The following is a 1588-nucleotide window of genomic DNA, read 5'->3' on the forward strand; positions in this document are numbered from 1 at the left end:
AACATTCCGCACTGATATCTTCTGTATTGAAGACGTCGATGATGCACCCGTATACCATTGACGTCGACACCATCAGATGCGGACCGCGCGGTGACTCCACATTCCGCTGGCGCCCACAGGGCTGCCCTCGTTTCCTGACATGTCCCGCGCGGCCCGCGGCGAGCCGAGACCGCCGCATGACCTAATAGGAGCATGGAGCGATACCGCGGACCCGAACAACCGCATTCTATCGCGCCCCGTCAGTGTGCCGTCTGCCCGGTCCAGGCGAGCACGGAAAGAACGGAGCGAGACATGAGAACCGAATCGACACCCGGCGCCCGCGGGCCGGTCTTCTGCGGGGTCGACACCCACGCCGACTCGCACTGGCTGTACGTCCTCGACTGGAGGGGCCGCAAGGTCCTGTCCCGCCAGTTCCCCGCCGACGCGGCGGGATACGAGGCGCTCGCCGGGGCGATCGCGGCGGCCGGGGAGCCGGCCTGCGTCGCGATGGAGGGGACGTCGTCCTACGGGGCGGGCCTCACCAGGCACCTCGCGTCGCTGGGGATGCCCGTGCGCGAGGCGCTCTCCCCGGCGAGGACGCAGAGGAGGCGCCCGGGACAGGGAAAGTGCGACGAGGCGGACGCGGAGAGGGCCGCCCGCGCGGCGATGTCCGGCTCAAAGCTCGGGACCCCCAAGAGCCAGGACGGGTGGGTCGACGGGGTGCGCTGCATGCTCGCGGCGCGCTCCGGGGCGGTGAAGGCGCGGACCTCGGCGATCAACACCGCGAGGTCCCTGCTCACCACCGCGCCGGAGGGGCTCAGGTCGGTTCCGCGGGGTGGCGGGGCCGAGGCTGATGGAGGTGCTCCCCTCCGTGCGCGCCGAGGGCGCGCTGGGCGCCGCACTCGGCGCGCTGGCGGACCTGTGGGCGGCGGCGCGCGACGCGGCGCTCGACATGGAGCGCGCGATCGAGGCGTCCCTGGAGGAGAACTGCCCCGCGCTGCTGGCTATGTACGGGTGCGGGCCCGTGAGCGCGGCCAAGCTCGCGGTCGCGGCCGGGGACAACCCGGGCAGGCTGCGCTCCGAGGCGTCGTTCGCGGCGATATGCGGCGCCTGCCCCATCCCCGCCTCGAGCGGCAAGACCGTGAGGCACAGGCTCAACAGGGGCGGCGACCGGCAGGCGAACAGCGCGCTGCACGAGATCGCGAGGCAGAGGGTCATGCGCGACCCCGAGACCGCCGAGTACGCCGAGAGGGCCAGGGCGCGGGGGAAGAGCGACAGGGAGGTCATGAGGTGCCTCAAGCGCTACGTGGCCAGGGAGGCGTACCGGGCGCTGATGCACCCGCACGAGATCAGGAGGCCCGAGGACGCCTCGGAGCTCGTGGCGGCCAGGCGCGCGGCGAAGGTCAGCCAGGTGAGGGCGGCGTCCATATTGGGAACCAGCGAGAAGTACATCTCGATGCTGGAGAGGGGCCAAAGGGAGCTCAAGCCCATAAGGAGGGCCTACGAGGCATGGGTCGAGGCCGGACTTCCGCTCGATTGGGACAGGCAAGCCTTCGAGGCCGAGCGCAAAATGGATTCTAAAAAACACCTTGCCAAATAGGAGCGTCAG

At 70.3% G+C, this 1588-nt stretch carries 1 protein-coding gene and 1 pseudogene; both read left to right on the forward strand.

Features of this window, described 5'->3' with window-relative positions:
* Window positions 1-291 precede the first annotated feature (291 nt).
* Window positions 292-771 (forward strand): annotated as a pseudogene (locus DW136_RS10285) (transposase); the annotation flags it as partial.
* Between the two features lie 61 nt (window positions 772-832).
* A complete protein-coding gene (locus tag DW136_RS09815; RefSeq protein WP_118289519.1) occupies window positions 833-1579 on the forward strand; it encodes a transposase in 747 nt (248 codons plus the stop codon).
* Window positions 1580-1588: the final 9 nt, after the last annotated feature.

It is taken from the genome of Collinsella sp. AM12-1 (assembly GCF_003472325.1).
Classification (GTDB): Bacteria; Actinomycetota; Coriobacteriia; order Coriobacteriales; family Coriobacteriaceae; genus Collinsella.

Coding starts and splice junctions, on each gene's coding strand:
- DW136_RS09815 (WP_118289519.1), top strand. CDS start 833: ATGGAGGTGCTCCCCTCCGTGCGCGCCGAGGGCGCGCTGGGCGCCGCA.